We start from the raw sequence: 24,702 nt of genomic DNA on the forward strand, positions 1-24,702 counted from the left end.
TTGCATGTGTAAGGCATGCCGCCAGCGTTCAATCTGAGCCAGGATCAAACTCTTCAGTTCAATTCCTGTTTTGTGCCATCTCTGGCAGGTTCCGAAGAACCGTCGCTCACTCAAAATACTGACCAGGACGTTCTTGCGAACCTTCCTGTATTTCTTTTGTGCGAGCACTTCTATCATTTGAGCATTCCGGACCCGAAGACCCGGCGCATCTGATATCGTGCCCACACTTATCGGCTGTTGCTTGTTAAAGAACTTGTTCTGTCTGCCCCGACCTTCCGGTCAGCGCTGCGAAGCGTCGTGTTCGTCAGCAGCAGAGAAGCGAGATTATGCGGCGTTTCCTTCTTCGTGTCAACAGCGAATTTCACACTTCCAAACATTCGCTGTAACACCTCGCCGCACCTTCTCTCCTCTTGCAGTTGGCGCCTTCAGCATCCGCTGCAAGAGGACGCGCACTATATCAAACGACCCGGAACGATTGCAAGGGGATGGGGAAAACAAATTGTAGCTAGTGGCTTTCCGGCTGCCAGCCGGAATCGGCGGTTGAAGCGTGTGTCTTGAGCGGACCAGGCCGTATCGATTTCATGGGCGGCGACAGTGGATTGCGCCGGATAGCGAGCCACAATCAGCTGCTCCGACGTTCCCTTAGAGGAACGAGAGCGCTATCAACTTCGGCTGTACTGACTAGGAAGCACTGCGTCTCTTGTCGAACGCCTACGATTTCGAAACGCGATGTCAATATAGCTAACCGCCTTGCACCGGCTTGTATTTTTGCGCCATTTCGTCTCCGCCGTTTCTGACAACCATCTCTTTGCGGTTTTCGACAAGCCTATGGACAAGGATTTCGGAGGCCGGGTCTGATTGCGCGCGCGCGTGGCCCAGGAAGTTCCCAACGAAATAGCTCCGCGCTTAGATAGCAGTTTCAGGATTTCGAGCTAAGGCCATTATTCCGCTTGTAATAATGGCAAATGATGCTGCGCGCAGAGTCATAGCTATACCACGCACTGTTGTTGGATCAGAGCCGACACCGGTCATGCAGAAAACCCTCACCCGATTAGTTTTGGGCACGACAGACAAACGATATTGGCGTGCCAAACGACCTTGAACTCATGGATCCTAGCTCTTAAGCTTCTTATGCAAATGCACTCGCGCAAAGCTCATGCAAAGGCTTATGGATAAGTAAAATGAATCACGCTGAAGCTGCGAAAGGGATGGATACCAGGCGGTTCCCCGCGCAAAGGACGCGGATCAACGATCAATTAGGATTGGCTAAGCTATCGCTTTTGTTGGCGCGGCTGGCTGGGATCGAACCAGCGACCCTTGGCTTCGGAGGCCAATACTCTATCCACTGAGCTACAGCCGCGCTGTTGTGTTTACTACGAGAGGGAAGCAGGATACAGTCTTTCCGCCTTGCCGTCCACGGCTAGAGTTGCCGCATTACAAAAACGACATGTTACGTCTATAATTGACAGTTCGACGCGATCTTGCACTACGGCATTATCTGCTTGTGATCGTGAGCGTAGTGGCATAGGAATTCAAAACTGTTTTTTGAGGAACCAATGACTGACGCACATCATGAATCACAGTCGGTGATCCGTACTCCAAAGCAGCTGATTGCTGCGGTGCTGGCCGGGTTTCTTGTACCAATTATTACGATCGTATTGCTCGTACAGTACGTCGGCAATACAACACGGGTAGGTGCCGGCTCGGAAAGTCAGAGCGATGAAGCGATTGCTGAACGCATCAAACCGGTATCCGACATTGGCTTTACTTTCCGTGATGCGAACGCACCAAAACAGTTGCAAGCCGGCGCCGATGTGTACAAGGGTGTATGTGCCGCCTGCCATGCTAGCGGAGCGGCCGGGGCCCCCAAGGTAGGCGATGCCGCGGCCTGGTCGGCTCGTATTGGTCAAGGGTATGACACCCTCGTTTCCCATGCTGTTAACGGTATCCGTGCAATGCCTGCCAAGGGTGGCAATCCGGATCTCGATGACGTCGAAGTCGCGCGGGCCATGGTTTATATGGCCAATCAGTCCGGCGCAAAATTCAAGGAGCCGGAAGTGAAGGCAAACTCCTCGGCTGCGGCCTCAAAAAACGAGGCTATGGCGGCACCTGCTGCAACCCCGCAAAATGCCGCGCCAGCATCAGCGGCAGCTCCGACTCCCGCAGCTCCTGCTCCGGCTCCTACTTCGACTTCTGCCACCGCGGCGGATGCCGGACAAAAGCTTTATGCCTCTGCCTGTGTTGCCTGCCATGGCGCAGGCGTGGCGGGCGCGCCAAAATTCGGCGACAAAACCGCGTGGGCGGACCGCCTGAAGCAAGGCAAGGATGTTCTTTATGAACATGCAATCAAGGGGTTTCAGGGAAAGAACGGCATCATGCCAGCCAAGGGCGGTTCTTCGGCATCGGATGAGGAAGTCAAAGCAGCGGTGGATTACATAGCGGCTGCAGCTAAATAAAACCTGGTGTCGCGATAAAAGCCAGTTTTCGAACTGGCTTTTATTTTGTCTGCTCGCTTGGCGCTGCCGCAGATTTGGAAGTCTTAGACTGTGCCCAGCGCCAGAATAGATAGACGCCTATTCCGGCACCAAGTAATGGAATCCCTTTCGTAAGCCAGGGCTTGAGATGCTTGCAGAGCCTGCGGCGCACCGGCCACAGTGTCATAGCCAAAGAAAGGATGCGATTCGCACTGGAAAAATCAAATAGCCCCCAAGCCGCGGCCGCTGCACTCCGACTCGCAATCCGCTTCACCCAAGTATTAGGCTGAATTTGCTCGATTAGCAGATCGCGCTGCAATTTAATGCTCGACCGCTGCAAGCTGCCGGCGGTAAGCAGCTCGAGTTTGCGTCGGGCGCTATGGCCGGATTTCCACATCGCGCACGCTCTCCCGCTTATTTGACCAGGACGTCCATATCCTTGCGCAGCTCGGCCCGAGTTACTGGCAACCACTCCAAGCGCTGCAACATGGCTAGCGCCCAACGCAGCGCCATAAAGCAAGCGACTGTGAACACCGCTGCGAGGATAAGCAAAATTTTCCAGCCGATTACCGGCCAGGCGAAGTACACCAGCAAGCCTGACCAGAACGCCAGCGCGAACCAGGCAGTGAGCAAGCCCAATGCGGCGATAAGCATCGCCTTCAACAACACGGAACGCGTCTCGGCAAGCTCCAGAGACGCCAGTTCGATCCGATTTTGGAACAGAGCCGACATGTCGCGCAGCAAGGCCATCAATCTGGAAAGCGGTCCCGCACCCGGGGACGTTCCGACTGCCTCTGGCTTGTTCATGCCGGCTTGAAGAAAGAATTATCTGCGGCCGATGAGAATGCCGATCAGCATGCCGACGCCAGCGGAAATTGCCACTGCATTCCAGGGATTTTCACGTACGTAGGTGTTGGCATTTCCAGCGACTTCCTTGCTGGTGTCGATCGCCGCACTTTGCAATTCCTGAGCTTTGCCCATTGCGGTATCCAACAATTCCATACCGCGTGCACGCAATTCATCCGCCTTGGCACCGGTCGACGAGGTCGCTTCACGGAATAAGCTTTGGGCGTCGCGGACCAAGGTGCGAACATCAGTGCGTACGGTTTTCAGGTTATTTTCCAGCATGGCAATACTCCTGTGCGAAAACTAGAATGCGACCCAAGCGCCTTACCTCAGGTATCCGAGAGAAGTTGACTAGGACGCGGGCGGAACGAGCAGGGTACAAAAGAGTGTTGTTTTTTGCAAGCAATGAGCCGGCTGCAATGCTTGCCTTAACGCATCAGCTTGCCGGTCCGACTCACAACCGTCAGATCGACGAAATGTGAGCCGATATGGTTATTCGGCGAAAAACTGAGCGTATAACCACCCAGGTTGATTTGTCCCAGATTGTCCAGTGCCTGGCGCACCGAAGCGCGCGTTGGTGTTGTACCAGCCTTTTTTAGCGCGCTTACCAGAAGCTTCGCATTGAGAAAGCCTTCCATCGTCGGATACGAGTAAGGCGTGCCCTTCGCATAGGTATTCATCAGCTTCTGGTATTCCGCTACCAGTGGCAGCGTCGCACTGTAGGGAAAGGGCATGACCTGCGACATGCCGACACCCTGCAATACCGAAGCATTGACGGTCTTCGACAAACCCTCGACATTCGCGGTCGAAATGCAGAACAGGAAAGCTTGGCCGCCGGCCGCACGGAATTGCTGGATGAACTCCGCAGTCGGCGGCGTGATGGACACCATGATGACTGCATCCGGCGTGCTCTCGACCACATCCTTGACCGCGTTGCGCACATCCGTGGTGTAAGGCTCGTAACTTGCGCGTGCCACCAACGCGACATTGCGCTTCCTGGCCGCGTCCTCGGCCGCGCGCAGGCCTGCCTCACCGAAAGGATTGTCTTCATAAAATACCGCGATGCGCTTTGTGCCGAGGCTCGTTACATGCCGCACGATGGCATCGACTTCTTCGACATAGCTGGCGCGTAAATGGAAGATTGCCGGATTTTGTGTTTCGCGCAGCAGGCGTGCGCCAGTCGTTACACCAACGACCGGCGGCGCTGCGTTGTCGAATACTCCCTGTCGCAGCAATTCCGACACATTGTCGGTGCCGTACAGCCCGGTCAGTGCGATCACGCGTGGATCGGCGACGAACTCCCGGACATTGCGCAGCGTGTTTTCCGGCTTGTACGCGTCATCCTTGACCACCTGGACGATTTTCTGGCCATTGATACCGCCTTCGGACGCATTGACGTGATCGAAAACGATCTTGGCACCGAGCGCCAGCCCGCGGCCGGTGCCGCCCGCCTCTCCGGTCAGTGGTACCGACTGCCCCACCACGATGTCAGCATGCGCTGCCGAAGTGAGAAACATTGCTAGTCCCAGCGCCAGGGAATGAAAAGCTCGCGATCGCACCATGATTCTCCAATGCAACAAGGAATGCCCCTATTAAATCAGAGTCATTTATGTTTATCTAGAGAAATAATTTCTGTTGAGAAAATATGCAAACCTCGTGCATTGATCGCAACACGTCAATCAGTCTGCTCGTATGCCTCCCTTCATGCCCTGTCCGTGATGCGCCAGCGCATACCAGAGCGCGCCGATCCACTCATGCAGGGCATAGCTCGAATCACGCAAGGCAGCGGCATTCGGAATGAAATCGCTGATGAGAAGCGGACCGCGGGATCGGTAGTTGGTCGGCGCGGGAACCACCTGGAGGCCGGTTTGCAGGAAAACGGCGCGTGCTCGCGGCATGTGCATGGCATCAGTCACCAGCAAAATGCTTCGCACGCCAGACGAGCGCAGTACTTCAGCGGAGTAGCGAGCATTTTCGGCAGTGTTATCCGAGTTTGCCTCAACCCAGCGCACCGGTACCGAAAAGTCCTCGCGCAACGCCCGGGCCATCAGTTGCGCCTCGGATTCGAATGCGCCTTCCGGACTGCCACCGGTGACCAGGATCGGCAAACCGGTCTGTCGCTGCAGCCGGGCGCCATAACGCAGGCGCGCCAGCGAGGCGGCGATCGGCACATCATGACCCGCATATTCCGGCGCATTACGGCTGCGCCCGCCGCCGAGAATCACGATGACCTCCCCCTGCTGCGACCCGGACCATGGTGGATTCATCTCCTCCAGCGGCCACATCAGCAGGCGTGCGCAGACGCCAGTGGACAGCGCCGTCAGCAAGGCCAGCGCGCACAGCGTCAGCGCCGGGCCGCCGCGCGGAAAACGACGGCGCATCAACATGCCAGCCGCCGCTGGAATCAGCAGCGACAGCGGCGGCAGAAACAGTGCGGCAACGGCATTGGTCAGCAGCCAGACTATGCTCATTCGTCCATCTGTTCATGTGCGATCGAGCGCAACTGGAAGCGGCCGTCGTCGTTGAACAGCCAGGACTCGGCAACCTCGACCCGGCCATTGCGCAGCAGGTGCGATGCCGGTTTCGGAAATGGCGTGCTGCTGCGCAATGCGGCAAGCGCGGTCTGCTCATTGGCGCGGTCATGGTTGGAACGCAATATCTGGCTACGCACCAGATTGCCATCGCGGTCGACCGAAAAGCCGACCACGACGATGGAGCGCAGCAGTGCTTGTGGCCGATCGGTGTAGACGCGCGTGGAATTGACCTCGCTGATACGTTGCGCGAGGTCGGCCTTGTAGGCATCGACGCTGCGGGCGGTGGAAGTGCCATCGCCCGTAGTCTGCACCCGCGTGGCGCCGACGCGGCCGGTAGTCACATCGAGCGGCGCGTGGGAACAGGCGGCAAGCACGGCGACGAGCGGCAGGACAAGTTTGCGGTACATGGCGTCTCCTCGGTAATCATGGCGCGAGCCTTGGCGGCCCGGGATGATATTGTCATGGATGATTCGATAATCGAAACACAAGTAAACCGGCGTTTTCCGGCATTTCTCAAAAATTCGTGCCGGACACTGGCATTTCACGGGGAAGTCCTGTAGACTTCGCCCCGCTTCAGACGCAGAGCAACACGTCCGAAAGCAGAGGCAGCATGCAAAGCACCGGGGTGCTTAGCTCAGTTGGTAGAGCGGCGCCCTTACAAGGCGTAGGTCGGGAGTTCGAGCCTCTCAGCACCCACCAGCCGGTCGGCATGCAGCAGTACAGATTTCTCAGCAGTACTGGAGTGGTAGTTCAGTTGGTTAGAATACCGGCCTGTCACGCCGGGGGTCGCGGGTTCGAGCCCCGTCCACTCCGCCAATACCAAAAACGCCCGCGCAAGCGGGCGTTTTTCTTTTCCGGTGCCGCATCGCTGCCCTACCCCGCCAGGCGCAAATACAGCCTTGGCAAGCGTTCCGGCAGTTCCATCGCGCTTTTCACCACCAGATACTGCCCTTCCCCGAACATCCTGCGTGCATAAGCGCCGGCCGCGCCATCGACCGTCACGCAAAATGCATGATTGCCGCCTGCCCTGACTTCCGCCACCGCATGGCGCGCATCCTCAACCAGATAGCCCGGATGAAACACATCAATGTCATGCGGCTCGCCATCGGTGACGACCAGGATCAACTTTTCCTCGCTGCGCACCCCATTCAGCAAGCGGCCCGCGTGTCGCAATGCCGCGCCGATGCGGGTGGATTGTTCGCCGCCCATCGCGGCCAGGCGCGACATGGCCAGGTCGTCGAAGCGCGCATCGAAGTCCTTGAAGCGCAGGTAACTGAGCTCGTGCCGGCCAGCCGAGCGAAAGCCATGGATCGCAAAACGGTCGCCGTTGCGCTCCATCGCGTCGGCCAGTAACACCGCCGCCTCGCGTATCGCATCCAGCACCGTGCCCTCCTCCATACGTTCACACGTGGATGCCGACAGATCGAGCAGCACCAGTACCGCCAGCGAGCGACGCCGATGCAGCGTGCGCTGATGCACGCGCGCATCCGGCATCGTCCCCGAGCGGAAGGCGATGGCGGCATCGATCAGCGCGTCGATATCGAAACGCTCGCCGTCGAGCTGCCGGCGCAGATGCACCGGCTCGCGTGACCGACGCGCGCGAATTTGCGCCGCCAACCGTGCAGCCATGGATTCGTATTGCGCCATGCCCGCCTGCAGCAGCGCCGGATCAATGCCCGGCGCCGGACGCTCGATCACGCTGCACCAGCGCGGCCGCAAGGCGCCGAGGCGGCTGTCCCATTCCGGATAAAGCGTTGCCCGCGCGGGTGCTGCACTCTCCTCCATGTCCGCCCCTACCAGCTTCGCCGCTAACTCTTCCTGTCCCGCCCCCGGCATACGCTGCTGCGGCGCGCCCTCGGTGGAGACGTCCGCCAGCGCCACATCCTCGAAGCGCGTCTCGGACGGCGCCTCACCGTCGTCCCACAAAAAGCCATGGTCGTCGCGATACGGCGGCTCGACCGCATAGGTCTTTGCGTTGAACTGCAGCCGCATCTGCCCGATGTCATTGCCAAGCAGCGATGCCACCTCGCGCAGCGCCAATGCATCGCTGCCATGGCGCTGCGATGCGGCAACCAGGCGCCGCGCCTTTGCGATCCACGGATGACCATCCTCATGCGTCGGGTCCAGCAGCGCGCGCGACAGCCGCAGCATCAATCCGGCAAAGCTTTCATCGTCGCCAGCATCAGGAAAGCAGCCCAGCCACAAGCGGCGCAAGCCAGGCATGGCGGCGATCGCCAGGGCCTCGATGCGCGCATCTTCCAGCAGGCCCAGCAGCACGATCTGTATCGGCTTCAGGCTGCCGCGCGCAAAGCGCTGATGGCTGTAGGCCAGGTGCGCCGCTGCATGCGCCGCGGCTGCGCGATACAACATGAACGCCGCCTCGCCGCTGGCCGCATGCCAGGTCTGCGGCAAATGGATGCCGATCTCGGACAGATAGGGCCGCGTCTGCTGCAGCGGCCGCGCCAGCGGATGCAGCCGGATCTCGCGTCCCCATAACGCGCGCAGATATGGGGAAAGTCGCCGCGCCGCGGCATCGAAATCGACCGGCATCGATCTCAGTCGAAAAAAGTATCGACCAGGTCCGACAGCGCCGCCGCCATCGCCTCGTCCTCGGTAAGCGGCTGCACCAGCGCCATGCGGCAGGCCTGGTGCGCCGGTATGCCGCGCGCAATCAGGCTGGCCGCGTACACCAGCATGCGCGTCGAGGCGCCCTCTTCCAGCCCATGTCCCTTCAGATTGCGGCTCTTCGCGCCGACGGCCACCAACCGCCGCGCCACCTCGGCCTCGACGCCGCCTTCATGCGCCACGATCTCGGCTTCGCGCTCGGGCGGTGGATAGTGGAAATCAATGGCGACGAAGCGCTGGCGCGTCGAGGTCTTCAGATCCTTCATCAGACTCTGATAACCGGGGTTCCATGAAATCACGAGCTGGAAATCCTCATGTGCCCGCAGCACTTCATTGCGCTTCTCCAGCGGCAGCATGCGCCGCGCATCGGTGAGCGGATGGATCGCCACCACCGTGTCCTGCCGCGCTTCGACAATCTCATCGAGATAGCAGATCGCGCCAGTCCTTGCGGCCAAGGTCAGCGGACCGTCCTGCCACACGGTGCCGCCGGCATCCAGCAGCCAGCGGCCGACCAGGTCGCCGGCACTCATGTCCTCGTTGCAGGCCACCGTCACCAGCGGCCGCCCCAGGCGCCAGGCCATGTGCTCGATGAAGCGGGTCTTGCCGCAGCCGGTCGGCCCCTTGAGCATCGTCGGCAGCCGCGCCGCGTACGCGGCTTCGAACTGCGCGACCTCATCGCCGACCGGCAGGTAATACGGTTCCGTCTCGAACCGGTGCCGCTCCATCCTCTCCATCAGCGATGCTCCAGCTCCTTCGGACCCGGTATGCCGGGAATCGGGCATTCCTCGGTGCCGGGCGTGCTGCGCGTCATCGCCTCAACCATCTCGCGCGTGCCATCCGGATCGTTGACCCACTTCGCATAGAAGTCGAACGGACAGGAAGCCTTGCCGCGGATGTCGTCGCCGGAGTTGATCATGCCGGTGTAGCCGCGATGCAGCAGCTTGTACAGATGGTTTTCCGACTGCAGGTTCTTGCGCGCATCGCGGATCAGCGAGGTCGACAGCGCGGCGTACTGGATGCCCATTTCCTCCTCGCCGCATTCGCCCAGCGTGCGACCGTCGAAGCCGACGATGGCCGAATGCCCGAAGTAGGAATACACGCCATCGAAGCCGGCCGCATTGGCGACCGCGACATAGGTATTGTTGGCCCAGGCCATGGCCTTGGCCATCAGGATCTGCTGCTCCTTGGCCGGATACATGTAGCCCTGGCAGCGCACGATCAGCTCGGCGCCGCGCATGGCGCAGTCGCGCCAGATTTCCGGATAGTTGCCGTCGTCGCAGATGATCAGGCTGATCTTCAGGCCTTTCGGTCCTTCGGACACATAGGTGCAATTGCCCGGATACCAGCCTTCGATCGGCACCCAGGGCATGATCTTGCGGTACTTCTGCACGATCTCGCCCTGGTCGTTCATCAGGATCAGGGTGTTGTACGGCGCCTTGTTCGGATGCTCCTCATGGCGCTCGCCGGTCAGCGAGAACACGCCCCAGACCTTCGCGCTGCGGCAGGCTTCGGCGAAGATCGCGGTTTCCTCGCCCGGCACCGCGGCGGCGGTGTCGTACATCTCCTTGGCGTCGTACATGATGCCGTGGGTGCTGTACTCGGGGAAGATCACGAGGTCCAGGCCCGGCAGGCCGAGCTTCATGCCCTTGATCATCTCGGCAATCTTCCTGGCGTTGTCCAGGACCTCGGCCTTGGTATGCAGGCGCGGCATCTTGTAGTTGACGACGGCGACGCCGACGGCATCCTTGCTGCTGGAAATATCTCCGTGGTACATCTGGTTCTCCGGTGATGATGGGGAAAACGATTGCGCAAGCTCCCGCTTCCCCGTTCGCCCTGAGTAGGCCGCACAGCGGCCGTATCGAAGGGCTCGGTTGCACAAACAAGTCCTTCGATACGCCTGCTACGCAGGCTACTCAGGACGAACGGCATACGGAGGGTGCCGATCACGACACAAACTCCGATGCATTGCTCCAACGCTCACGCGCAAATGCTGCAGTGGTAGCCCTTGCAGTTATGCAGCACGCTGCTACGCGCCGCGCCGGCCTTGGTGCCCGGGCCGGTAATGCCTTCGCCGGCCAGCTGCTGCGCCAGGCTCTGCGGCCTCCACGCATCGACGCGCTTCAATTCCACGCGGCCCGTGATCGATGGCGTGGCCGCGGTCATCTCGCCGCAATACGGGCATTCGATCTTCTGATGCAGGCTGTCCACCTTCAGCATCTTTTCGAAGTTGCCCTCGCAGTGGCTGCAATGGATGTCGTAGAAAGGCATGTCGGTTTCCTGTCAGGTTGCTGTCGATGCGATGGCGCCGCGCTGCAAGCCGCGCGGCGCCGATGCGGGATTTACTTGCGGCCCCAGTACGGCTTGTCGTTCAACATGCCTTTCGGCGTGATGTCCTGGTCGAAGATCTCGGTCGGTATCGACACCGTCGCCGCGCAGTTCGGAATGTCGACGATGCCGCCGATGCGTCCTTCCACCGGCGCCGCAGTCAGCAGCATGTAGGCTTGCGGACCGGTCAGGCCGAAGTTGGTCAGGTAATCGATCGCCTTCAGGCAGGCCTGGCGATAGGCCACGGTGGCGTCCATGTAGTAGTTCTTGCCGTTTTCCACGCTGATGCCTTCGAAGGTCAGGTAGCGGCTGTAGTGCGGCTTGACCACGCTGGGCATGAAGATCGGCGCGCTCAGGTTGTACTTGGCCATGCCGCCCTTGATGAGATCGAAGCCGACGTGGGTCGCGCCATCCATCTCGATGGCACCGCAGAAGCCGATCTCGCCATCGCCCTGCGAGAAATGCAGGTCGCCCATCGAGAAGCCCGCGCCCTTCACATACACCGGGAAGAAGATGCGCGTGCCGGTGGACAGGTCCTTGATATCGGTATTGCCGCCATGCTCGCGCGGCGGCACGGTGCGCGCGGCTTCCCTTGCCATGCGATCGAACTCGGCGCCTTTCACGCCGCGCAGCACCGCGGTCTTCGGCTCGGGCGGCTTGGCCAGGTCGAGCTTGGCCAGCGGCGCTTCGCGCCGGTTCCATTCGGCCAGCAGATCATGCGACGGCAGGCAGCCCATCAGGCCCGGATGCGTGAGGCCGGCGATGCGCACGCCGGGAATGTGGCGTGAAGTCGCATACAGGCCCTTCAGATCCCAGATCGCCTTGGCCGCATCCGGGAAGTAGTCGGCCAAAAAGCCGCCGCCATTGGATTTGGCGAACACGCCCGAGAAGCCCACCGGCGTGATCGGCTTGATGTCCAGCAGATCGATCACCAGCAGGTCGCCCGGCTCGGCGCCTTCGACATAGAAGGGCCCGGTCAGCGGATGCGCGCGGGTCAGGTCGACGTCGCGCACGTCGGCCACATCGTCGTTGTCGAGGATTTGCGCATCGAGGAAGTCCAGCGTCTCGATGATGATTTCCTCGCCGGGCCGCACCCGCGACAGAAAGGGGATGTCCGGATGCCAGCGGTTGTGGCCCAGTTCGGCCTGCTCGGCCAGCGGCACGCCAGGCTTGATCGTGAAATGCTGCATGCTTCCTCCTTGTGTTTGCTCGATTGTTTGCTCGATTGACTTCGCTCTTTGCTGCGATGCGCGGCTCAGAACGGCGGGAAGGCGCCGGCCATGCAGCCAGCCTGGTAGCCGCCGTTGACGGTGTCGTCCTTGATTGCCTTGCACACCCGGTTGACCCACTCCTCCTTCGTCAGCACCGTGCCGTCCGGCAGCGTGCCGCCGTCGGCGTTGACCACCTTCAGGCAGACCGGGCAGGTCTGCACCGACGCCGTCGCGCGGCCCTTGCCGCGGTCGGTGAAACCGTCGTTGCCGTGCTTGTTGTGTTCCATGTATCCGATCATTTCGGTTCTCCTTGTAAAACGTCATTCGTAGGTTGGGCTGACGAAGGAAGCCCAACATGAATGCTGCGGGCATTTACGCTTCCGTTGGGCTTGTCAGCCCAACCCACGCAGCCATGTGCTGCCTGTTTGCGCTTCACACCGACAAATACCGGCTGATCGTCGGCGCATCGACCACATCGCGCGCGCCTTCGTAGACGAAGCGGCCCTTGTCGATCACCAGGAAGCGGTCCGCGATTTCCAGCGTGAAGGACAGCACCTGCTCGGACACCACGATGGTCAGCTGGCGCAGCTTGCGGATCTCCTTCAGGCTCTTGGCGATGTCCTTGATGATCGACGGCTGTATGCCCTCGGTCGGCTCGTCCAGCAGCAGCACCTTCGGGTTGGTGGCCAGCGCCCGCGCAATCGCCAGCTGCTGCTGCTGGCCGCCCGAGAGATTGCCGCCGCGCCGGCCGCGCATGTCGTACAGCACTGGGAAGAGCGCATACAGCTCTTCGGGCACACGGCCCCTGGCCGAGGCCGGCAGCCCGGTCTGTATGTTTTCCAGCACCGTCATGCTCGGGAAGATCATGCGGCCCTGCGGCACATAGGCCACGCCGCTGGCCACGCGCTCATGGCTTTCCAGGCCGCCGAGCTCGCGGCCGTCGACCTTCACGCTGCCGCTGCGGCTCGGCAGAATGCCCATCAGCGTCTTGAACAGCGTGGTCTTGCCCATGCCGTTGCGGCCCATGACGGCAACGATTTCCTGCTTTTCCACGTTCAGGCTGATGTCGTGGATGACTTCGCTCTGGCCATAGCCGGAAGCGAGATTGGCAATGTTCAACATGTGGACTCCCGCTCCCTCAATGACCCAGATAAACCTCGATGACCTTCGGATTGGCCTGCACCGATTCCATGCTGCCTTCGGCCAGGATCTTCCCCTGGTGCAGCACGGTGACCTTGTGCGCGATGCTCTTGACGAACTCCATGTCGTGCTCGATCACCACCACCGAGCGGCCCTGGCTGATGCGGCCCAAGAGCTCGGCGGTCTTCTCGCGCTCGGACACGCTCATGCCCGCCACCGGCTCATCCAGCATCAGCAGCTCCGGCTCCTGCATCAGCAGCATGCCGATCTCGAGCCACTGCTTCTGCCCGTGCGACAGCAGGTCGGCCTGCTGATGCAGCAGCTCGGACAGGAAGATCTCGGCCGCGACCCGCTCCACCCGCTCGACCACGTCCGCCGTGCGCTCGAAGGTCAGCGCGCCGAATACCTTGCGGCCGCGCGGAAAGGACATCTCGAGGTTCTCGAACACCGTCAGGCTTTCGTAGATCGACGGCGTCTGGAACTTGCGGCCGACGCCGGCGCGCACGATCTCGTGCTCTTTCATTTTGGTCAGCTCGATGTCCTTGAACTGGATGCTGCCCGAGGTGGCAGCGGTCTTGCCGCAGATCAGGTCCAGCACCGTGGTCTTGCCGGCGCCGTTCGGGCCGATCACGACCCGCACTTCGTTGCGGTCCACGTACAGGTTCAGGTTGTCCACCGCCTTGAAGCCGTCGAAGGAGACGGTCAGGCCTTCAATGGCCAGCACCGGACGGTTGCTGGTGATGCCGCCGATCGCGTGTTCGTTCATTTCGATGCCTCCATGCCGGGAACCTTGATGGCGCTCTTGCCGCGGCCGCGCCGCAGCAGGCCGAGCAGGCGCTTGCCATGGCTGTCATACAGACCCGCCAGGCCGTTCGGGAAATACATCACCACCGCGATGAACAGGCCGCCCATCAGGAACAGCCACAGCTCGGGAAAGGTCTCGGAGAAATAGCTCTTGCCGAGATTGACGATCACGGTGCCGTAGACCGCGCCCAACAGCGACATGCGACCGCCGACCGCGGCGAAGATCACCATCTCGATCGAGGGCACGATGCCGACGAAGGAAGGCGACATGAAGCCGACCTGCAGCGTGAACATGGCGCCGCCGATCGCGGAGAACGCGGCGGCCACGCAGAACACGAAGATCTTGAAGCTGGCCACGTCGTAGCCCGAGAAACGCACCCGCTCCTCCTTGTCGCGCATGGCCATCAGCAGGCGGCCGAGCTTGGAGCCGAGCACATAGCGTCCGAACAGGATGCAGCCGATCAGCAGGCCGGCATTGATGAAGTACAGCATCAGCTTGGCGTGGTCGCTGCGGATGTCCCAGCCATGCAGCGTCTTCAGGTCGGTGATGCCATTGACGCCGCCGGTCAAACCCTGCTGGCCGATGATGAGGATGGTCAGGATCGAGGCGATGGCCTGGGTCACGATCGAGAAGTACACATCGCCGACGCGGCGCTTGAACATGGCCAGGCCGATGACGAGGGCGAACAGCGTCGGCAGCGCCAGCACGGCAAGCAGCGTGAACGAGAAGCTGTGGAAGGGTTGCCAGAACAGCGGCAGCTCGGTGATCTGGTTCCAGTCCATGAAGTCCGGGATGCCGGGCGTGGTCTGGATCTTGGTGGACACCGGATCCGAAGCTTCCAGCTTCAAAAACATCGCCATGCAGTAGCCGCCGATGCCGAAGAAGATGCCCTGGCCCAGCGACAGGATGCCGCCATAGCCCCAGCACAGCACCAGGCCGACCGCAACGAAGGCGTAGGACAGGTACTTGCCCATCAGGTTGAGGCGGAACGGGTCCAGCAGCGCCGGGATCACCGCGAACAGCAGCGCGGCCAGCACCGCCAGGCCGACGGCGCCGTCGCGCCCGCCCAGGAGGTTTCGATATGCAGCTTTCATCGCTATTCCTTGTCAGGTGGTGGTCACTTGCGGACCTTGGTCGCGAACAGGCCTTGCGGACGCAGCATCAGGATCACGATCACGGCCGACAGCGTCAGCACCTTGGCCATGGAGCCGGTCAGGAAGAACTCGGTGGTGGACTGGGTCTGCGCGATCGAGAAGGCCGAGGCGATGGTGCCGAGCAGGCTTTGCGCGCCGCCGAAGACCACGACCAGGAAGGTGTCGACGATGTACAGCGAGCCCGAGGTCGGACCAGTGGAGCCGATGGTGGTGAAGGCGGCGCCGGCCACGCCGGCCACACCGCAGCCGAGCGAAAAGGTGGCGCGGTCGACCTTCTTCGTATTGATGCCCACCGCGCCGCTCATCATGCGGTTCTGCATCGTTGCGCGCACCTGCAGGCCCCAGCGCGAGCGGAACAGCAGCACGAAGATGGCGCCGGTCAGCAGCACGGTGAGCGCCATCATGAACAGGCCGTTCAATGGAATGTCGATGCTCTCGGTCGGTTTGAACGAGCCCATCAGCCAGTCCGGCAGCGTGGCCGAGACTTCCTTGGCGCCGAAGATGGAGCGGAAGGCCTGCTGCATCGCCAGCGACAGGCCCCAGGTGGCAAGCAGGGTGTCGAGCGGACGCTTGTACAGCTTGCTGATCAGCAGGCGCTCGGTGAGATTGCCGATCGCATAGGCGACGACGAAGGACAGCAGCACCGCGGCGAAGAAGTAGTAAGGCTGCAGCGCGGGCGCGTAATCGGTGGTCCACTTCGACAGCAGGTAGGTGATGTAGGCGCCGATGGTGAGGAATTCGCCATGGGCCATGTTGATCACGCCCATCTGGCCGAAGATGATCGCCAGGCCCAGCGCCATGAGCAGCAGCACGCAGAACACCGACAGGCCGTTGAAGCCCTGCATGGCGAAGATGGCGCCGAATTCGGATAAGGAACTCATGTTTGCTCCCGTGATGCATGAAGACGAAAGGGGGCAGCGCAGGACCAGCTCGGCGCCGCGCTGCCCGGAGAGGATTACTGATAGCCCTTCGGGAACGGGTTCGGCTCGATCAGGCCCGATTCATAGATGACCTTGAACTGGCCATCCTTCTGCACTTCGCCGATGCGGGTCTTGCTCCACAGGTGATGGTTTTCATGCACCTTCACATAGCCTTCGGGAGCGGTCTTCAGTTCCAGGCCCGGCGAAGCGGCGACGACCTTGTCGACATCGAAGCTGCCGGCCTTCTCCACTGCGGCCTTCCACAGCCACGGGCCGAGATACGCGGCCTGGGTCACGTCGCCCATGACCGAGTTGGCGCCGTACTTGGCCTTGAAGTCGGACACGAATTTCTTGTTGTTCGGGTTGTCGAGGCTTTCGAAATACTTCATCGACGCGAAGAAGCCTTCCATGTTCTCGCCACCGATGCCGAGCAATTCATCCTCGGTGACCGACAGCGTCAGCAGCTTCTGGCTCTTGGCGGTTACGCCGGCGGCCTTCATCTGCTTGTAGAAGGCGACGTTGGAGCCGCCGACCACGTCGGCGAAGATCACGTCCGGCTTCTTCAGCTTGATCTTGTTGATCAGCGAGCCGAACTGGGTATTGCCCAGCGGGTAGTACTCTTCGCCGACCACCTGGCCATGCAGCACGTTCTCGATATGCTTGCGCGCGATCTTGTTCGAGGTGCGCGGCCAGATGTAGTCCGAGCCGACCAGGTAGAAGGTCTTCGCGCCCTTTTCCTTGGCGATCCAGTCCAGGCTGGCGATGATCTGCTGCGTGGCTTCCTGGCCGGTGTAGAACACGTTCTTCGACTGCTCCAGGCCTTCATAGAAGGTCGGGTAATACAGCAGGCCGTTTTCCTTCTCGAACACCGGCAGCACCGCCTTGCGCGACGCCGAGGTCCAGCAGCCGAAGACGGTGGCGACCTTGTCGTTGACCAGCAGCTTCTTCGCCTTCTCGGCAAAGGTCGGCCAGTCGGAAGCGCCGTCTTCCTGCACCACGCGGATCTTGCGGCCGAGCACGCCGCCCATCGCATTGATCTGGTCGATCGCCAGGCGCTCGGCCTGGATCGAGCCGGTTTCGCTGATGGCCATGGTGCCGGTGGCCGAGTGCAGCTGGCCGACGACGACTTCGGTATCGGTGATGGCCAGGCCCGTGGTGTTGACCTTCGCGGTCGGATACTGCTGCGCGAAGACCAGGCCCGGCATGGCCAGCGCGCCGGCCACGGCCAGCGACAGCAGCGCCTGCCGGCGCTTGGGCGACTTCGGAGAAGAGGGGGTGCGTTGCGACATGCGATGCTCCTTTAGTTGGCTGGATGCTTGTGGCGGGATGCTGGTGGCCGGCACCGTTTTGCGATGACGTCCGGCTTGGGAAGGAGCATAGGTTTGCGGCTTGAGTCCCATCAATACGTCGTTTGACGTAAGCAGCGGGTACTGGAGCGCATGGGCATTGCGCATGCATCGCGATGCGGCATGAAAGGCACGGCATGCTTCAAGCGGGTGCAAGTCGCGTGCACCGGGGTGAAGCGTAAACATGCCGTGCCAGAGGAATTGGTGCGGCGCGGCAGGATGGCGCAAAGCTTGCTAAGACGATGTGTTCGGACGCGTCGCGTCCGCTCGCTACGGAGACCGTGTGCACGCCCCCGCCACACAACGCATCGTCAAGGTTCGACGCGACTACAACACCTGGGTCGCCGATGAAACCCTGGAAGACTATGCGCTGCGTTATGCGCCGCGCAGCTTCCGGCGCTGGTCGGCCTTCCGCATTGCCAATACCGCGCTGGGCGCAGTGTCCTTCCTCGCGCTGGAAGCGATCGGCGGCGCGATCACGCTGTCCTATGGCTTCATCAATGCGTTCTGGGCCATCCTGTGCGTGTCGCTGGTGATCTTTGCCACCGGCCTGCCGATCAGCTATTACAGCGCGCGCCATGGCATCGACATGGATCTGCTCACGCGCGGCGCCGGCTTCGGCTACATCGGCTCCACCGTCACCTCGCTGATCTACACCTCGTTCACCTTCATCTTCTTCGCGCTGGAAGCCTCGATCATGGCGCAGGCCATCGAGCTGTATTTCGGCCTGCCCGTCGAATGGGGTTATGTGCTGTGCTCGCTGGTGATCATTCCGCTGGTGGCGCATGGCGTGACGCTGATCAGCCGGCTGCAGTTGTGGAGCCAGCCCTTGTGGATCGCGCTGCTGGTGCTGCCCTATGCCTGCGTGCTGCTGCGCCAGCCGGATGCGGTGTCGCAGCTGCTGAGCTTCAATGGCCGCACCGAGGATGGCACGCACTTCAATGTGCTGCTGTTCGGCGCAGCCGCGACAGTGGCGATTTCGCTGATTGCGCAGATCGGCGAGCAGGTCGACTTCCTGCGCTTTCTGCCCGAGAAGACCCGCGCCAACCGCAAGCGCTGGTGGAGCGCGCTGCTCATCGCCGGGCCCGGCTGGATCGTGATGGGCGCGGCCAAGATGCTCGGCGGCGCCCTGCTCGCCTTCCTGGCGATACAGCAGCAGGTGCCGATGGAAAGGGCGATGGAGCCCACGCGCATGTATCTGGTCGGCTTTTCCTATGTCTTCACCGATCCGGCCTGGATACTCGGCGCGGTTACCCTTTTCGTCGTGGTGTCGCAGGTGAAGATCAACCTGACCAATGCCTATGCCGGCTCGCTGGCCTGGTCCAATTTCTTTTCGCGGCTCACGCACAGCCATCCGGGGCGCGTAGTCTGGGTGGTGTTCAATGCGCTGATCGCGGTGCTGCTGATGGAGGTCGGCGTATTTCGCGCGCTCGAGCATGTGCTCGGGCTGTATTCGCTGGTCGCGATTTCCTGGATAGGCGCGGTGGTGGCGGACCTGATGATCAACAAGCCGCTGGGCCTGTCGCCTGCCGGCGTAGAGTTCCGGCGCGCGCATCTGTACGACGTGAACCCGGTCGGCATAGGCGCCATGCTGGCCGCTTCGCTGCTGTCGATCGCGGCGCTGGCAGGCGTCTTCGGCCGTCATGCGCAGGCGCTGGCGCCCTTCATCGCGCTGGGCGTGGCGCTGTTGACCGCGCCGGTCATTGCGTTCGCAACGAAGGGCCGCTATTACCTCGCCCGCACCGACAGGCTCTCCGCTGCGCCGGGCACGGCGCAACGCTGCGTGGTCTGCGAAAACGTTTTCGAAGTGGAAGACATGGCGCATTGCCCGGCCTATGCCGGCGCGATCTGCTCGCTGTGCTGCTCGCTCGATGCCCGCTGCGAAGACCGCTGCAAGCCGCATGCGCGCTTTTCCGAGCAATGCCTGCAGGCGCTGGACAGGCTGCTGCCGCAAGCCTTCACGAAGCGTCTCAAGACGCGCCTCGGCCATTACCTGCTGGTGGTATCGGTGCTGTCGGCGACGATCGCCGCCATTCTGGGCCTGCTCTACATCGAGGAAGTCGACGCGCTCCATGCGATGCCCTATTACTCGGCAAGCGCGCTGGGCACGCTTTTCGTGAAGCTCTTTGCGGCGCTGCTGCTGTTGACCGGCATCGGCGCTTGGTGGCTGGTGCTGACCGATGAAAGCCGCGGCGTGGCGCTGCAGGAATCGGAACGGCAGACCAATCTGCTGCTGCAGGAAATCGAGGCGCACAAGCGCACCGACATCGAGCTGCAGCGCGCCAAGGAGGCGGCCGAAGCGGCGAACGGGGCCAAGAGCCGCTATGTGACGGGCATGAGCCACGAGCTGCGCACGCCCCTGAACAGCATCCTCGGCTATGCGCAGATCCTGCAGGCCGACCCCGGCATGCCCGAGCACCGGCGCGATGCGCTGGGCGTGATCCGCCGAAGCGGCGAGCATCTGCTGAGCCTGATCGACGACATGCTCGACATCGCCCGCATCGAGGCCGGCAAGATGCGGCTGAACACCGGCGAGCTGCCGCTGAAGGAGTTTCTCGACCAGCTCGCGCGCATGTTCCAGCCGCAGGCGGCGCAGAAAGGCCTGGCCTTTCGTTATGACAGCGCCGGCCGGGTGCCGGAATACGTGCATGCGGATGAAAAGCGGCTGCGACAGATCCTGATCAACCTGCTCGGCAACGCGGTGAAGTTCACCCGCGAAGGCGGCGTGACGCTGCGCTTTTCCTATGCGCGCGAGCTGGCGCAATTCGATATCGAGGATACCGGCCCCGGCATTCCGGCCGCAGATCTGCAGCGTATCTTCCTGCCCTTCGAGCGCGTCGACGGCGCTGGCGATGAGAACGGCACCGGGCTGGGGCTGGCGATCTGCAACATGCTGGCCCACATCATGGGCGGCGAGCTGACAGTGGCCAGCGAGCCGGGGCGCGGCAGCGTGTTCTCGCTGCGCATCTACCTTTCCGAAGTGCGAAGGCCGAGCTCGCGCGCGCAGCAGCCGGGCCAGATCGCAGGCTATCTGGGCGAACGCAAGCGCATCCTGGTGGTGGATGACCAGCAGTCGCAGCGCACGCTATTGGGGGCGATGCTCGCGCCGCTGGGCTTTGATATCGAGCAAGCTGATTCCGGCGCGGCGGCCCTCGCCGCGATCGACGCTGCGCCGCCGGACCTGGCGCTGATCGACATCGGCATGCCGGGCATGGATGGCTGGTCGGTATGCCGCGCGATCCGCGCGCGCGGCCATGCGACGCTGCCATTGATCCTGGTCTCGGCCAATGCCTTCGATCTGTCGGGCCGGCAGAACGAAGCGCTGCCTTGCAACGACTTCATCATCAAGCCGGTGGCGATGACGGAATTGCTGGCGAAGATCAGCCTGCATGCGGGCATCGCCTGGATACCGCGCCACGCGGCCTCGTCGCCGCCCCCATCGCCACGTGCGCGGCCGGTGCTGCTGGTGCCATCGCAGCGGCGGCTGAAGGAATTGCTGGAGCTGGGATCGGTGGGCTATGTGAAGGGCATCCTGGCGCGGCTGGACGATATCGAGCGCCTCGATCCGGCCTATGCCGCCTTCACCGGCCAGTTGCGGCACCTGGTGAAGAATTTTCGGCTGAACGACTATGCAAACCGACTGCAGGAGGTGATCCATCATGACCTGGACCAAGCCTGAACACGGCAACACGGTGCTGATCGTGGACGATGTGCCGGAGAATCTCGCGGTGCTGTCCGACGCGCTCGACGAAGCCGGCCATACGGTGCTGGTGGCCACCGATGGCACGAGCGCGCTGGAGCGGCTGGCGCGCATCACGCCGGATCTGATTCTGCTGGATGCGGTGATGCCGGGCATCGACGGCTTCGAGACCTGCCGCCGCATGAAAGGCATGGAAGCCTCGCGCGATGTGCCGGTGGTGTTCATGACCGGGCTCACCGAGACCGAGCATGTGGTGCGCGGCTTCGAGGCGGGCGGCGTGGATTACGTGACCAAGCCGTTGCGCCCGGCCGAGGTGCTGGCGCGCATTGCTTCCCACATCCGCCATGCGCAACTGCTGCGGCAGGCGCGTTCGTCGAATGATGCTGCGCCGGCGCAGGCTGAGCCCGGCGCGCCGGACCTGGCGCATTACGCGCTCACGCCGCGCCAGCTCGAAGTGCTGACCTGGATCGCGCACGGCAAGACCAATCGCGACATCGGCGACATCCTCGGCATGAGCCCGCGCACGGTGAACAAGCACCTCGAGCACATCTACGTGAAGCTGGGCGTGGAAACGCGCGCCGCGGCGGCGGCGCTGGTGGCGGGGAGGAAGATGGGGGAAAGGGCGCGGATGTAGGTTGGGCTGACGAAGGAAGCCCAACGGAGGTTCGCAAGGGATCGAGCTTCTGTTGGGCTTTTCAGCCCAACCTACGCAAATCCATACGGTTGCGTTCGTAGGTTGGGCTGACGAAGGAAGCCCAACGGAAGTTCGCAGGGGATCGAGCTTCTGTTGGGCTTTTCAGCCCAACCTACGCAAATCCATACGGTTGCGTTCGTAGGTTGGGCTGACGAAGGAAGCCCAACGGAGGTTCGCAGGGGATCGAGCTTCTGTTGGGCTTTTCAGCCCAACCTACGAAGCCTCAGGCCGCCTGCTTTACCGCCGGCGCGGCCAGCATGCCTTCCTTCACTTCGCCGCCCAGTGCGGCAACCAGGTCGGCGATCAGCTTGGCCAGCTCGCCGGTCATCAGCATCATGTCGGCGTCGAAGCGCTCGTCGTCGCCGGAGGTGGTGACTTCATTGCTTTCCTTGAGCACGTCCAGCGGCGCGATGCGCTTGATGCCGAGGTTTTCGGTCAGCACGAAGGACACCTTGTCGGACCAGGTCAGCGCCAGGCGGGTGCATTGCTTGCCGGCTTCGATGTGACGTCGCACGTCGTCGGCTTCCAGCGTGTGGCGCACATAGCGCACCGTGGCCTTGCCTTCGCCGGTGGCGCGCAGTTCGGTGTCCTGGTCCACGGTGAAGCCGCCCGGCGCTTCGTCGGCCAGCAGCCATTCGGTCATCGCGGTCACCGGCGAGAAGGCCACGCGCAGCGTATCCATCGGGAACGGGTTGATGGCCTTCAGCAGCAGGCGGATCACGTCTTCGGCCTTCGAGGCGCTGCCGGCATCGATCACCAGCCAGCCGTTGACCGGGTCGATCCAGACCCAGGTGCTGGAGCGAATCGAGAACGCGCGCGGCAGCAGTTCATCGGCGACCTGCTCCTTCAATTCCTTCATCTGCTTGCGGCCCGGCTTGAAGCCCTGCTGCTCTTCGAGCTCGGCGGCCTTGGCCTTGGCGACCTGGTTGATCACCGAGGACGGCAGCAGCTTTTTTTCGGTGCCGAGCTGAAGCAGCATCTGGCGGTTCACCGCATGCACCAGGCGGCCGTTGTCGCGCGGCGACAGCCAGCCCTGGCGTTGCAGTTCGAGGCTGGTGCAGGGCGTAAAAGCCTGCGGCGCCAGCGCTTCTTCAAGTTGTTCGGAAGTCATTGCCCACGGCGCGGGCAGACGGTAGATCTGCAGGTTCTTGAACCACATGGCAATCGTCGGTGCGTTGAAAAGGCGGCCATTCTACACGGCCGATTCGCGCTTTCCGGCAACATTGCCAGGCCGTTAAGGATTGGCCGATAACCGGCTTTGCGATGCTGCAAGAAGGCGACACCGCCATTGTGATAAGGTCAACGTTTCGCCAACTTCACAACTCTTACAACATGGCTAACATGCTCTACCGCCGGCTCGGCAACAGCAACCTCAAGGTCTCCGCCCTGTGCCTGGGCACGATGATGTTCGGCGACCAGACCGACATCGATGAAGCCGGACGCATCGTTGCGTCGGCACACGAGCACGGCGTCAATTTCATCGATACCGCCGACGTCTACACCAAGGGCGCTTCCGAGGAAATGGTCGGCCGGCTGATCGCCGCCAACCGCGATGACTGGGTGCTGGCGACCAAGCTCGGCAATCCGATGACGAGCGCGCCCAACATGAGCAATTACTCGCGCACCTGGATGCTGCGCGAAACCGAGGCCAGCCTGCGCCGCCTGAATACCGAACATATCGACATCCTTTATCTGCATCTCGACTACCACGGGGAAAACCTGGAGGAAGCGGTGCGCACGCTGGGCGATCTGATCAGCGCCGGCAAGATCCGCTATTTCGGGCTGTCGAATTTCCGCGGCTGGCGCATTGCCGAGGTGATGCGGCTGTGCCAGCAGCTCAATGTGCCGCAGCCGGTGGTGTGCCAGCCCTACTACAACATGCTGAACCGGATGCCGGAAGTCGAGATCCTGCCGGCCTGCGCGCATTACGGCATCGGCGTGGTGCCCTACAGCCCGATCGCGCGCGGCGTGCTGACCGGCAAATATGCGCCCGGCCAGAAACCGGCCGAAGGCACCCGCGCCGGTCGCGCCGACAAACGAATGATGGAAACCGAATTCCGCGAGGAATCGCTGCAAATCGCGCAGCAGCTGAAAGCCCATTGCGACGCGCGCGGCATCGCGCTCGGCCAGTTCGCCACCGCCTGGGTGCTGGCCAACCGCAACATCACGTCGGTGATTGCCGGTCCGCGCACGCTGGCGCAGATGGAGGATTACTACCCGGCGCTGGATGTGACCATCAGCGCCGACGAGGAAGCGATGATCGATGACCTGGTGCATCCGGGCCATGCATCGACGCCGGGATACACCGATCCGAACTATCCGTTCTTCGGCAGGGTAGCCCGGCCATGAATGCCGCCGACCTGCGACTGGCCCCGGCGCTGATGGCCACGTCCGCCGACGGCGTGGCAATGCGCACGGTGGCGCTGCGGCTGCCGCCAGGCACGGATTTGCGGCCGGCGCTGCTGCATTACTGCGAGTCGCAGGCAATTGAGGCGGCCTGCGTGCTGTCCGCGGTCGGCAGCCTGCAGGATGCAGCGATCCGCTTCGCCGGCCGCAAGAATGCGTGCCATGCCGAGGGCAAGCTGGAAATCGTGTCGCTGTCGGGCACGCTGTCGCGCCATGGCTGTCATCTGCACATCGCGGTGGCCGATGGTCGCGGCCGTGTGAGCGGCGGCCACCTGATGGAAGGCTGCCGCGTGCGCACCACTGCGGAAATTGTGCTGGGCGTGTTGCCCGGCGTGTGCTTCGAGCGCGAGCACGACGCGATGACCGGGCACCGCGAGTTGCAGATTCGAGCGCTTTGACTGCGCGGGTTGTCCGTATCCTCAAGTCGCGCGCAGCCGAATCGAAGCGTCCCATAACTGCAGAGCCGGACATTGCATGTTCCTCGTTGGCCCAGCAAACACCGCTTGCGCGCCAAGCCGTCGT

Annotated in this window: 22 protein-coding genes and 3 tRNA genes; 7 read left to right on the forward strand and 18 right to left on the reverse strand. The window is 62.1% G+C overall.

Features of this window, described 5'->3' with window-relative positions:
- Positions 1-1,284: 1,284 nt before the first annotated feature.
- A tRNA-Arg gene (locus JJB74_RS20635) sits at positions 1,285-1,360 on the reverse strand.
- A gap of 196 nt (positions 1,361-1,556) precedes the next feature.
- On the opposite strand from JJB74_RS20635, the gene JJB74_RS20640 reads away from it, so the two are divergent.
- On the forward strand, positions 1,557-2,456 hold the full coding sequence (locus tag JJB74_RS20640) for a c-type cytochrome (protein WP_200595029.1): 900 nt from the start codon (positions 1,557-1,559) through the stop codon (positions 2,454-2,456).
- A 432-nt stretch (positions 2,457-2,888) separates the two neighbouring features.
- On the opposite strand, the gene JJB74_RS20650 is transcribed toward JJB74_RS20640, so the two are convergent.
- From JJB74_RS20650 to JJB74_RS20670, 5 genes are all read right to left on the reverse strand, one after another.
- A complete protein-coding gene (locus tag JJB74_RS20650; RefSeq protein ID WP_200595031.1) occupies positions 2,889-3,281 on the reverse strand; it encodes a phage holin family protein in 393 nt (130 codons plus the stop codon).
- 18 nt (positions 3,282-3,299) lie between these two features.
- The gene (locus JJB74_RS20655; RefSeq protein WP_200595033.1) at positions 3,300-3,602 is read right to left on the reverse strand and encodes a DUF883 family protein; all 303 of its coding nucleotides are present in this window, start codon (positions 3,600-3,602) and stop codon (positions 3,300-3,302) included.
- Between the two features lie 146 nt (positions 3,603-3,748).
- Complete coding sequence (locus JJB74_RS20660) at positions 3,749-4,882, reverse strand: ABC transporter substrate-binding protein (protein ID WP_200595035.1); 1,134 nt, start codon at positions 4,880-4,882, stop codon at positions 3,749-3,751.
- 117 nt (positions 4,883-4,999) lie between these two features.
- Complete coding sequence (locus JJB74_RS20665; RefSeq protein ID WP_200595037.1) at positions 5,000-5,791, reverse strand: YdcF family protein; 792 nt, start codon at positions 5,789-5,791, stop codon at positions 5,000-5,002.
- Complete coding sequence (locus tag JJB74_RS20670) at positions 5,788-6,261, reverse strand: TonB family protein (RefSeq protein ID WP_200595039.1); 474 nt, start codon at positions 6,259-6,261, stop codon at positions 5,788-5,790. The genes JJB74_RS20665 and JJB74_RS20670 overlap by 4 nt, the downstream gene beginning before the upstream one ends.
- Before the next feature lie 216 nt (positions 6,262-6,477).
- Here JJB74_RS20670 and JJB74_RS20675 point away from each other — a divergent pair.
- Both JJB74_RS20675 and JJB74_RS20680 read left to right on the forward strand, forming a co-directional pair.
- A tRNA-Val gene (locus JJB74_RS20675) sits at positions 6,478-6,553 on the forward strand.
- 40 nt (positions 6,554-6,593) lie between these two features.
- Positions 6,594-6,670 (forward strand) — tRNA-Asp (locus JJB74_RS20680).
- 57 nt (positions 6,671-6,727) lie between these two features.
- Here the strand turns inward: JJB74_RS20680 and JJB74_RS20685 are convergent.
- From JJB74_RS20685 to urtA, 11 genes are all read right to left on the reverse strand, one after another.
- Positions 6,728-8,404 carry a nitric oxide reductase activation protein NorD gene (locus JJB74_RS20685; RefSeq protein WP_200595041.1) on the reverse strand — a complete coding sequence of 559 codons (1,677 nt, stop codon included), beginning with the start codon at positions 8,402-8,404 and terminating at the stop codon, positions 6,728-6,730.
- Positions 8,405-8,409: 5 nt separating this feature from the next.
- Positions 8,410-9,213, reverse strand: a complete 804-nt coding sequence (locus tag JJB74_RS20690) for a CbbQ/NirQ/NorQ/GpvN family protein (RefSeq protein ID WP_200595043.1) — start codon at positions 9,211-9,213, stop codon at positions 8,410-8,412.
- On the reverse strand, positions 9,213-10,253 hold the full coding sequence (locus JJB74_RS20695) for an aliphatic amidase (RefSeq protein WP_200595044.1): 1,041 nt from the start codon (positions 10,251-10,253) through the stop codon (positions 9,213-9,215). Before JJB74_RS20695 ends, JJB74_RS20690 begins: the two co-directional genes overlap by 1 nt.
- A 203-nt stretch (positions 10,254-10,456) precedes the next feature.
- Complete coding sequence (locus tag JJB74_RS20700) at positions 10,457-10,747, reverse strand: FmdB family zinc ribbon protein (RefSeq protein WP_200595045.1); 291 nt, start codon at positions 10,745-10,747, stop codon at positions 10,457-10,459.
- A gap of 71 nt (positions 10,748-10,818) precedes the next feature.
- The gene (gene fmdA, locus JJB74_RS20705; RefSeq protein WP_200595047.1) at positions 10,819-11,994 is read right to left on the reverse strand and encodes a formamidase; all 1,176 of its coding nucleotides are present in this window, start codon (positions 11,992-11,994) and stop codon (positions 10,819-10,821) included.
- 65 nt (positions 11,995-12,059) lie between these two features.
- A complete protein-coding gene (locus tag JJB74_RS20710) occupies positions 12,060-12,314 on the reverse strand; it encodes a hypothetical protein (RefSeq protein ID WP_200595048.1) in 255 nt (84 codons plus the stop codon).
- Between the two features lie 133 nt (positions 12,315-12,447).
- Positions 12,448-13,137: an urea ABC transporter ATP-binding subunit UrtE gene (gene urtE / locus JJB74_RS20715; protein ID WP_200595049.1), complete on the reverse strand. Its 690-nt coding sequence runs from the start codon at positions 13,135-13,137 to the stop codon at positions 12,448-12,450.
- Positions 13,138-13,153: 16 nt separating this feature from the next.
- On the reverse strand, positions 13,154-13,921 hold the full coding sequence (gene urtD / locus JJB74_RS20720) for an urea ABC transporter ATP-binding protein UrtD (RefSeq protein ID WP_200595051.1): 768 nt from the start codon (positions 13,919-13,921) through the stop codon (positions 13,154-13,156).
- Positions 13,918-15,054, reverse strand: a complete 1,137-nt coding sequence (urtC, locus tag JJB74_RS20725; protein WP_200595053.1) for an urea ABC transporter permease subunit UrtC — start codon at positions 15,052-15,054, stop codon at positions 13,918-13,920. The genes urtD and urtC overlap by 4 nt, the downstream gene beginning before the upstream one ends.
- Before the next feature lie 23 nt (positions 15,055-15,077).
- A complete protein-coding gene (urtB, locus tag JJB74_RS20730; RefSeq protein ID WP_200595054.1) occupies positions 15,078-15,995 on the reverse strand; it encodes an urea ABC transporter permease subunit UrtB in 918 nt (305 codons plus the stop codon).
- A gap of 74 nt (positions 15,996-16,069) precedes the next feature.
- Complete coding sequence (gene urtA, locus JJB74_RS20735) at positions 16,070-17,323, reverse strand: urea ABC transporter substrate-binding protein (protein ID WP_200595056.1); 1,254 nt, start codon at positions 17,321-17,323, stop codon at positions 16,070-16,072.
- A gap of 340 nt (positions 17,324-17,663) precedes the next feature.
- Between urtA and JJB74_RS20740 the strand changes: the two genes are divergently transcribed.
- Together JJB74_RS20740 and JJB74_RS20745 are read left to right on the forward strand one after the other, a co-directional pair.
- A complete protein-coding gene (locus tag JJB74_RS20740) occupies positions 17,664-21,059 on the forward strand; it encodes a hybrid sensor histidine kinase/response regulator (RefSeq protein ID WP_200595057.1) in 3,396 nt (1,131 codons plus the stop codon).
- Positions 21,040-21,714 carry a response regulator gene (locus tag JJB74_RS20745; RefSeq protein ID WP_200595059.1) on the forward strand — a complete coding sequence of 225 codons (675 nt, stop codon included), beginning with the start codon at positions 21,040-21,042 and terminating at the stop codon, positions 21,712-21,714. Before JJB74_RS20740 ends, JJB74_RS20745 begins: the two co-directional genes overlap by 20 nt.
- Before the next feature lie 283 nt (positions 21,715-21,997).
- On the opposite strand, the gene JJB74_RS20750 is transcribed toward JJB74_RS20745, so the two are convergent.
- Complete coding sequence (locus JJB74_RS20750; RefSeq protein WP_200595060.1) at positions 21,998-22,933, reverse strand: recombination-associated protein RdgC; 936 nt, start codon at positions 22,931-22,933, stop codon at positions 21,998-22,000.
- A gap of 182 nt (positions 22,934-23,115) precedes the next feature.
- Between JJB74_RS20750 and JJB74_RS20755 the strand changes: the two genes are divergently transcribed.
- The gene (locus JJB74_RS20755; RefSeq protein ID WP_200595366.1) at positions 23,116-24,123 is read left to right on the forward strand and encodes an aldo/keto reductase; all 1,008 of its coding nucleotides are present in this window, start codon (positions 23,116-23,118) and stop codon (positions 24,121-24,123) included.
- Entirely contained in the window at positions 24,120-24,578 is a 459-nt protein-coding gene (locus tag JJB74_RS20760) for a PPC domain-containing DNA-binding protein (RefSeq protein WP_325170148.1), read from the forward strand. The genes JJB74_RS20755 and JJB74_RS20760 overlap by 4 nt, the downstream gene beginning before the upstream one ends.
- The last annotated feature ends 124 nt before the right edge of the window (positions 24,579-24,702 follow it).

Source organism: Noviherbaspirillum pedocola (genome assembly GCF_016632335.1).
In the GTDB taxonomy this organism is placed as follows: domain Bacteria; phylum Pseudomonadota; class Gammaproteobacteria; order Burkholderiales; family Burkholderiaceae_D; genus Noviherbaspirillum_A; species Noviherbaspirillum_A pedocola.

Coding starts and splice junctions, on each gene's coding strand:
- JJB74_RS20640 (WP_200595029.1), top strand. CDS start 1,557: ATGACTGACGCACATCATGAATCACAGTCGGTGATCCGTACTCCAAAG.
- JJB74_RS20650 (WP_200595031.1), bottom strand. CDS start 3,281: ATGAACAAGCCAGAGGCAGTCGGAACGTCCCCGGGTGCGGGACCGCTT.
- JJB74_RS20655 (WP_200595033.1), bottom strand. CDS start 3,602: ATGCTGGAAAATAACCTGAAAACCGTACGCACTGATGTTCGCACCTTG.
- JJB74_RS20660 (WP_200595035.1), bottom strand. CDS start 4,882: ATGGTGCGATCGCGAGCTTTTCATTCCCTGGCGCTGGGACTAGCAATG.
- JJB74_RS20665 (WP_200595037.1), bottom strand. CDS start 5,791: ATGAGCATAGTCTGGCTGCTGACCAATGCCGTTGCCGCACTGTTTCTG.
- JJB74_RS20670 (WP_200595039.1), bottom strand. CDS start 6,261: ATGTACCGCAAACTTGTCCTGCCGCTCGTCGCCGTGCTTGCCGCCTGT.
- JJB74_RS20685 (WP_200595041.1), bottom strand. CDS start 8,404: ATGCCGGTCGATTTCGATGCCGCGGCGCGGCGACTTTCCCCATATCTG.
- JJB74_RS20690 (WP_200595043.1), bottom strand. CDS start 9,213: ATGGAGAGGATGGAGCGGCACCGGTTCGAGACGGAACCGTATTACCTG.
- JJB74_RS20695 (WP_200595044.1), bottom strand. CDS start 10,253: ATGTACCACGGAGATATTTCCAGCAGCAAGGATGCCGTCGGCGTCGCC.
- JJB74_RS20700 (WP_200595045.1), bottom strand. CDS start 10,747: ATGCCTTTCTACGACATCCATTGCAGCCACTGCGAGGGCAACTTCGAA.
- fmdA (WP_200595047.1), bottom strand. CDS start 11,994: ATGCAGCATTTCACGATCAAGCCTGGCGTGCCGCTGGCCGAGCAGGCC.
- JJB74_RS20710 (WP_200595048.1), bottom strand. CDS start 12,314: ATGATCGGATACATGGAACACAACAAGCACGGCAACGACGGTTTCACC.
- urtE (WP_200595049.1), bottom strand. CDS start 13,137: ATGTTGAACATTGCCAATCTCGCTTCCGGCTATGGCCAGAGCGAAGTC.
- urtD (WP_200595051.1), bottom strand. CDS start 13,921: ATGAACGAACACGCGATCGGCGGCATCACCAGCAACCGTCCGGTGCTG.
- urtC (WP_200595053.1), bottom strand. CDS start 15,054: ATGAAAGCTGCATATCGAAACCTCCTGGGCGGGCGCGACGGCGCCGTC.
- urtB (WP_200595054.1), bottom strand. CDS start 15,995: ATGAGTTCCTTATCCGAATTCGGCGCCATCTTCGCCATGCAGGGCTTC.
- urtA (WP_200595056.1), bottom strand. CDS start 17,323: ATGTCGCAACGCACCCCCTCTTCTCCGAAGTCGCCCAAGCGCCGGCAG.
- JJB74_RS20745 (WP_200595059.1), top strand. CDS start 21,040: ATGACCTGGACCAAGCCTGAACACGGCAACACGGTGCTGATCGTGGAC.
- JJB74_RS20750 (WP_200595060.1), bottom strand. CDS start 22,933: ATGTGGTTCAAGAACCTGCAGATCTACCGTCTGCCCGCGCCGTGGGCA.
- JJB74_RS20755 (WP_200595366.1), top strand. CDS start 23,116: ATGCTCTACCGCCGGCTCGGCAACAGCAACCTCAAGGTCTCCGCCCTG.
- JJB74_RS20760 (WP_325170148.1), top strand. CDS start 24,120: ATGAATGCCGCCGACCTGCGACTGGCCCCGGCGCTGATGGCCACGTCC.